Genomic DNA, 7,140 nt, shown 5'->3' with positions numbered 1-7,140 from the left:
TCCTATAATGCAAAATATATTTATATCTAAATTTTAAAAACTCTTCATCATATTAATTTGTAAAATTTCCTTGATATAACTTTGCATATAATCCATTCATTGATAACAATTCTTGATGATTACCTTGCTCAATAATCTTGCCACTATCAATGACAAGTATTTTATCCGCATTTTCAATTGTTGATAACCGATGAGCAATAACTATTGATGTCCGTCCTGTTTGTAGAACATCTAAAGCTTTTTGGATTGCTTGTTCTGATTCAGTATCTAAGGCTGAAGTCGCCTCATCAAGTATTAGTATCGGCGTATCTCGTAATAAAGCTCTTGCTATTGCAATACGTTGTCGTTGACCGCCAGATAATAACACACCACTTTCACCCACTATTGTATCAAATCCATTTTCAAGCTCTATAATAAAATCATATGCATACGCTTTTTTAGCGGCTTCTTCTATTTCATCTCGAGAATATTCACCTACTTTCCCGTAAGCGATATTATTTGCAACAGTATCATTAAACAAATGTACATTTTGTGAAACTAATCCAATTTGATTACGCAAACTATATAAAGTTAAATCTTGAATATTATTATTATCAATTAAAATTTCACCTTCACTTATATCATAAAAACGCGTAAGCAAACTCGCGATAGTTGTTTTTCCTGATCCCGAGCGCCCAACTAACGCTACTGTTTTACATGGCTCTACCATAAAGCTAATATCTTTTAATGCCGGCTCTTGTCTATTTTCATAAGTAAAACTGACATGTCTAAATTCAATATTGCCTTTAACTCGCTCAATATTGATTTTTCCATTATCTTTTTCTATTGGCTGCTCAAAAATAGCAAACAAAGTTTGACAAGCCGCCATCCCTTTTTGAAATTCGGCATTAACACTAGTTAAACTTTTTATTGGTTGCATTAATGCAACTAAAGAAGAAAAAACGACCGTAAACTGCCCGGGACTAATACTCAAATCAGGGTTACTCGCCATTAACAAGACAAAAGCAATAGCAAACGAAATGATAAGTTGAACAATAGGCGTTGATAATGCAGAAATAGACACTAATCTCATACCATCACGACGAAATTTGTTATTCACTTTATCAAAGTTTTTTGACTCTTCATCTTGGGCGCCAAAAAGAATAATTTCTCGATGGCCTTTTAGCATTTGTTCAACAGACATGGTGACATTACCCATTGAATTTTGCATATTTTTGGCTAATCTTCTAAATTTTATAGAAATAAAAGAGATTAACCCAATAACAATTGGCGTAATAATAATCAACGATAAAGACAACTGCCAGCTATTGCTGAACATTGTATAAAATAACCCACAAATAAAAGCTGATTCACGCACTATCGTTATCAAAGCATCAGATGATGATGAAGCGACTTGATCGGTATCATAGGTAATGCGAGACAATAATCTTCCTGTAGAATTTTGGTCATAATAACTTACCGGAGCATCAACAAAATGACTAAAAAGACGCTGACGAATATTAAGTACGATTTTTGTAGAAATCAAAGATAAAAAGAAAGAATATCCATAATTTGCGATACCACGGAGTAATACTAGTCCGAAAATATAAAAAGGCGCCATCATCAAAAAATGCTGATCATTTTCAACAAAACCTTTATCAAGTAAAGGCTGTAACAACGCAATAAGTGAAGTATCAGCAAATGCACTAAAAACAAGCAATATGACTGAAAAAAACAGAATCAATTTGTGTTTAGCAATATAAGGCCATAACTTAGAAAAGGTCTTCCATGTAGATGAGTCTCGATCAATATCGTGATTGATTGATTGATTATTATTTTTTTTCATAATATTTATTTGGTTAAGAATTAAATTGCATTTGATACATCTTGGCATAAATACCATTTTGAAGTAATAATGAGCTATGAGAGCCATCTTCAATTATCAAGCCATCATCAATAACTAATATACGATCAGCTTTTTCAATTGTTGACAACCTATGAGCGATAACAATAGAAGTTCGATTTTTTTGTAAATGCTCTATAGCTTGTTGGACAAACCGTTCAGATTCATTATCCAACGCAGAGGTAGCTTCATCAAGAATTAAAATGGGGTTATCACGTAAAAGCACTCTTGCAATAGCAATTCTTTGTCGTTGTCCACCTGATAATAAGACACCATTGTCACCAATTTCTGTATCCAAGCCATTTTCTAATTTTTCGATAAACTCCATTGCATTAGCTTGTTTAGCTGCATTAATAATATCTTCTCGAGTGTACTGATTTTTAGCACCATAAATTATGTTATCCGCTATAGTTCCATTAAATAAATGGACTTTTTGTGAAACATAACCAATTTGCTTCCGCAATGAGGCACGCGTATAATCTTTGATATCAATACCATCTAACAGTATTTTTCCTTTTTCTACATCATAAAACCTAGGTATCAGGCTTGCTATTGTTGATTTTCCTGCACCAGAACGCCCCACTAAAGCTACTGTTTCGCCTTTTTTAATTTTAAAGCTAATATTATTTAAAGATGGTGTTGTTCTTGTTGGATAAGTATAAGTGACCTGACAAAACTCAATTTCACCTTTTGCTCTATTCAACTCAATTATTCCGTTGTCTTCTTCAAGTGGTAAATTTAAAAGCCCAAATAATGATTCACAAGCTACAGAACCTTTTTGTAATTCAAGATGAACACTAGTTAACTCTCTTAAAGGACGCATTACTGCAACCATAGCAGAAAAAACCACAGTAAAAGAACCCGGTGTGATCTCCAATGCTTGGCTTGCAACAAGAAATAAAATTAATCCTAAAGCCAATGTAGCAACTAATTGAATTATCGGCGTTGATAACCCCGAAACAAGTACGATTTTTAAGATACTTTTCCTAAAAAGTTTATTGATTGAATAAAAATTATTTTTTTCATGTTGTTGAGCATTAAAAATTAAAATTTCTTTATGCCCCTTCAACATTTCATCTGCTGCAGTTGTAATATTACCTATTCCTTTTTGCATAGAAACAAGTGTATTTCGAAACTTCTTTGCAATAAATTGAGCTATAAAAATAACTAACGGTACAACAATAATTAACACTAAAGCCAACTTCCAATTACCATAAAACATAACAGCACATAAACCGATAGCATAAGCGATTTCTCTTACCAAAATAATCAGTGCATCTGATGATGCTTTTGATAATAGTTGTGTATTGTATGTTATTACCGTAACAAGTTCTCCAATGGGATTTTTATCGAGAAAACTAATAGGACTTTTGACTAAGTGATTGAAAATCATCTGTCTAAATTTAGTAACCACTTTACCTGATAACCAAGAAAGACAATAAGTAGAACAATAGTTTGATAACCCTCGTAGCGCAATTAACCCAATAATGCCAATTGAAAAAAGAATTAATAACTCATAATTTTTATCCATTAACCCATTATCTAATAGGGGTTTTGTTAGTGAGATGAGAGTTGCGTCAGTTGCAGCATTTAACAAAAGCGCGATAATTGCAACAATTAACGCTTTTTTATGTGGATAAATAAAAGGCCACAATTGTTTAATGGTATTCAATGAGCTATATTTATTAGACATAATAAAGTAACAAAATTAATCTGAAAGGGGATTATACTATACATAATCTATTAACTTAAAATTTTATTACAATTCTTTTTCAACTAGAAAAAATTTGTTTTATCTATATAATACAAACAAGGTCAAAGCAAAGTTTTATTCTTTACTGTATAAAACACAAATCAATAATGAATAATTAATTTTATTAAAGGATGATGCAATAGGAAGTAAGCAATGTATTTCAATGCAAATAATATTATAAAAAAAAGAATAAGATTTGGACTCAGTCATGACGCGAATCAATTAAATATTGCATATGGCATTGATAAAAATTTTTTTTTAGGTTGCGCTGTTTCTATTACTTCTATTTTACTAGCTAATCCTAATTTAGATTTTAGTTTCCATATATTTACAAATTACACTAATAATGATCTTGAAAAAAAATTAGAACAACTCGCCGATAAATATAATACAAATATAACAATTTATTTAGTGGATGATAATAGTTTATCCCACTTACCAACTACTAAAAATTGGACAATTGCAACCTACTTTCGATTTATAGTTGCTGATTATTTCTATGAAAAAATGGATAAAATTCTTTATCTGGATGCCGATATTATCTGTAAAGGCTCATTGCAAGAATTAGTTACATTAAAGTTTGATGATAATATTGCCTATGTAGTGACAGAAAAAGATCCAATATGGTGGAATAAATGTGCTACTCGACTCAACGAACATAAATTATCATCAGGCTACTTCAATGCAGGTTTTTTACTAATTGATCTAAAAAAATGGAAAGAATTTAGTGTAAATAGCAAAGCGTTAGAGTTGCTTTCCGATTCAAATCTATCAAAAAACTTTACACATTTAGATCAAGATGTATTGAATATTATATTACTCGAAAAGGTTAAGTACCTTGATAGAAAATATAACCAACAAGTCAGTATTAATTACGAATTAAAATATAAATCAAGCGTTAATGGCTACTCGCCTATTTTAGATGAAACAATACTAATTCATTACATTGGACCAACCAAACCGTGGCACAAATGGGCTAGAGATTATAAATGCTCGCAATATTTTCTTGAGGCAAAATCAGCATCGCCATGGAAATCAACATCTTTGCTATCAGCCATTACAGTGACACAAATGAGATATTGTGCAAAGCATAAATTACATCAAAAAAAATTTTTTTGTAGTATTTTTTATTTTTTTAAATATTTCTTATATAAAATGAATATTCAAAAAAATTTTACATTCAATCGAAAAACTCGATAATATAGGGTATAAAAAAACCAAATTATCTTATTATTTCTATTTATAATTTTAAATTTTTCCCAATCCTTTTTATTGAGTTTATCCTTTTCAAAAATCCGTGCCTTTTCATTAAAATCGCTATATTTTAAATAATATTTAATGTTTTTATATTTCATTTTTTTTACACAATCAATTAGGTAGGATATTTCACGTTGAAAAATACAAGCGGAAGCTAATTTGAGTATTTCTTGTTTGTTATTTTTATTATAATTATTAATCAAATAAAGTAAAATTTGTTTACGCCCGTCGATATCGGAAAGCCATTTATTTTCAGACCATGCAGAGGACATCACAGAGCCGGAATGCTGGATATAATTAAATAAATTTTCTTTTACACAATAGCAATTACAGTTATTAAGAAGTTGAACAGTAAATAACAGATCTTCAGAGATATTACGGCCAACCTCAAAATATATTTGTTTTTCTAATAAAATATTTTTACGGATTAACATGCCTGAAAAATGAAAATATCCATTTCGTTGCAAATAAAAATTTAAGATACTTCCTTCCTTAAATAAACAGGGAACAGCCTTAAGTTTACCTGAAGCACTAGTTATATTATACCCACAATAAACTAAATCAGCATTTTCTTCTTTTTGTCTGCATAAAATTTTTTCTAAAAATTTTGGTGAATAAGTATCATCACTATCCAAAAATGTTATAAACTCACCATTTGAGAGCTCAATACCTTTATTCCTAGCAACTGACACTCCACTATTTTTTTGATTATATAAAATCACGTTATTATGCTTTTTTTTATAATTTTCTAAAATATCAAGCGAATTATCAGTAGAACCATCATTTATTAAAATGATTTCATAATTATTATAAGATTGAGCTTCTAAAGAAGCCAACGTAGATAATATAAATTGACTGGAATTGTAAACAGGTATAATGATTGATATCAACGGCATTTTTTTTTTCATTTAATTACTCTGTAAAATACCAACTAAAGATCCTTGTATATAACATCTTGATTCAAAAAATACAAATAAATAATTCATATTAAACCTATTTATTATTTGCTTTTTCATATCAACAATATACTATAGTATACAATAATTATAGCTTTTTATTCATATATTTAATTAAATCAACAAGAGAAAACTATGAAATATGACTATTTGATTGTTGGCAGTGGCCTATTTGGAGCTATATGTGCTCATGAGTTAAAGAAAAAAGGGTATAAAATACTTATAATTGAAAAACGAGACCATCTTGCAGGAAACATATTTACTGAAAATAACCAAGGAATTCAAGTTCATAAGTACGGTGCTCATATTTTTCATACTAATAATAAAACTGTATGGGATTACATTAATAGCTTTGCAGAGTTTAATCGTTTTACCAATTCACCTATAGCAAATTACAAAAATAAACTGTACAACCTTCCATTCAATATGAATACCTTTTATCAATTATGGGGAGTAAAAACACCTAAAGAAGCACAAGCAAAAATTGAAGAACAAAAAAAATTATATCATATTGAAAATCCAAGAAATCTTGAAGAACAGGCAATATCGTTAATTGGAAAAGATATTTATGAAATATTAATCAAAGGATATACAGAAAAACAATGGGGAAGAAAAGCAACTGAACTTCCTCCATTCATAATTAATAGGTTGCCTGTTCGATTTACTTTTGATAACAACTACTTCAATGATAAATATCAAGGTATTCCAATAGGTGGATATACACAAATTATTGAAAAAATGCTTAAAGATATTGATGTAAAATTAAATACTGATTTTTTTGAAAATAAACAAGATAATCTTGAACTAGCAAATAAAATTATTTATACCGGGCCAATTGATAAATTTTATGATTATCAATATGGTGCTTTAGAATATAGATCTTTACGTTTTGAAAATGAAACAATTAATGAAGCAAATTATCAAGGAAATGCAGTAATTAATTATACTGAATACGAAATTCCTTATACTCGTATTATTGAACACAAGCATTTTGACTACGTTGAAACAGATCACACCATTATAACTAAAGAATATCCTCGCGATTGGAAAATTGGAGATGAGGCATATTATCCAATCAATGATGATAAAAATGCCACATTATTTAGGAAATATAAAGATCTTGCAGATAAAGAAAAGCAAATTTATTTTGGTGGTAGATTAGCTGAATATAAATATTATGACATGCATCATGTAATCGAAAAAGCTTTGGATTTTGTTAATACGTTGTATTAAATTAAAAATACACCTGCCATTCTAAATAGCAGGTGTATTTTTAATAATGAATTTAGTAT

5 protein-coding genes are annotated in these 7,140 nt (G+C 29.4%); 2 read left to right on the top strand and 3 right to left on the bottom strand.

What is annotated here, in order from left to right:
- Window positions 1–52: 52 nt before the first annotated feature.
- Together msbA (ACYIAJ_RS10730) and msbA (ACYIAJ_RS10725) are read right to left on the bottom strand one after the other, a co-directional pair.
- Window positions 53–1,825: a lipid A ABC transporter ATP-binding protein/permease MsbA gene (gene msbA / locus ACYIAJ_RS10730; RefSeq protein ID WP_483564795.1), complete on the bottom strand. Its 1,773-nt coding sequence runs from the start codon at window positions 1,823–1,825 to the stop codon at window positions 53–55.
- Window positions 1,826–1,838: 13 nt separating this feature from the next.
- Window positions 1,839–3,575 (bottom strand): lipid A export permease/ATP-binding protein MsbA, encoded by a 1,737-nt coding sequence (msbA, locus tag ACYIAJ_RS10725; RefSeq protein WP_483564794.1) that lies wholly within the window; start codon window positions 3,573–3,575, stop codon window positions 1,839–1,841.
- Between the two features lie 213 nt (window positions 3,576–3,788).
- Here msbA (ACYIAJ_RS10725) and ACYIAJ_RS10720 point away from each other — a divergent pair, with 213 nt between their 5' ends.
- The gene (locus tag ACYIAJ_RS10720) at window positions 3,789–4,835 is read left to right on the top strand and encodes a glycosyltransferase (RefSeq protein WP_483564793.1); all 1,047 of its coding nucleotides are present in this window, start codon (window positions 3,789–3,791) and stop codon (window positions 4,833–4,835) included.
- Here the strand turns inward: ACYIAJ_RS10720 and ACYIAJ_RS10715 are convergent.
- On the bottom strand, window positions 4,799–5,800 hold the full coding sequence (locus tag ACYIAJ_RS10715) for a glycosyltransferase family 2 protein (RefSeq protein WP_483559076.1): 1,002 nt from the start codon (window positions 5,798–5,800) through the stop codon (window positions 4,799–4,801). The genes ACYIAJ_RS10720 and ACYIAJ_RS10715 overlap by 37 nt on opposite strands.
- A gap of 183 nt (window positions 5,801–5,983) precedes the next feature.
- Here ACYIAJ_RS10715 and glf point away from each other — a divergent pair, with 183 nt between their 5' ends.
- Window positions 5,984–7,081, top strand: coding sequence for a UDP-galactopyranose mutase (glf, locus tag ACYIAJ_RS10710; RefSeq protein WP_483559077.1), 1,098 nt, complete (start codon window positions 5,984–5,986; stop codon window positions 7,079–7,081).
- Window positions 7,082–7,140 lie beyond the last annotated feature (59 nt).

Source organism: Gilliamella sp. X-46, assembly GCF_057063525.1.
Note: the sequence above shows the minus strand (reverse complement) of the source record. Positions and strands in the feature narration are given on the sequence as shown.

Excerpts from the sequence above, each read along its gene's own strand:
- msbA (WP_483564795.1), bottom strand. The coding sequence starts at position 1,825 with ATGAAAAAAAATAATAATCAATCAATCAATCACGATATTGATCGAGAC.
- msbA (WP_483564794.1), bottom strand. The coding sequence starts at position 3,575 with ATGTCTAATAAATATAGCTCATTGAATACCATTAAACAATTGTGGCCT.
- ACYIAJ_RS10720 (WP_483564793.1), top strand. The coding sequence starts at position 3,789 with ATGTATTTCAATGCAAATAATATTATAAAAAAAAGAATAAGATTTGGA.
- ACYIAJ_RS10715 (WP_483559076.1), bottom strand. The coding sequence starts at position 5,800 with ATGAAAAAAAAAATGCCGTTGATATCAATCATTATACCTGTTTACAAT.
- glf (WP_483559077.1), top strand. The coding sequence starts at position 5,984 with ATGAAATATGACTATTTGATTGTTGGCAGTGGCCTATTTGGAGCTATA.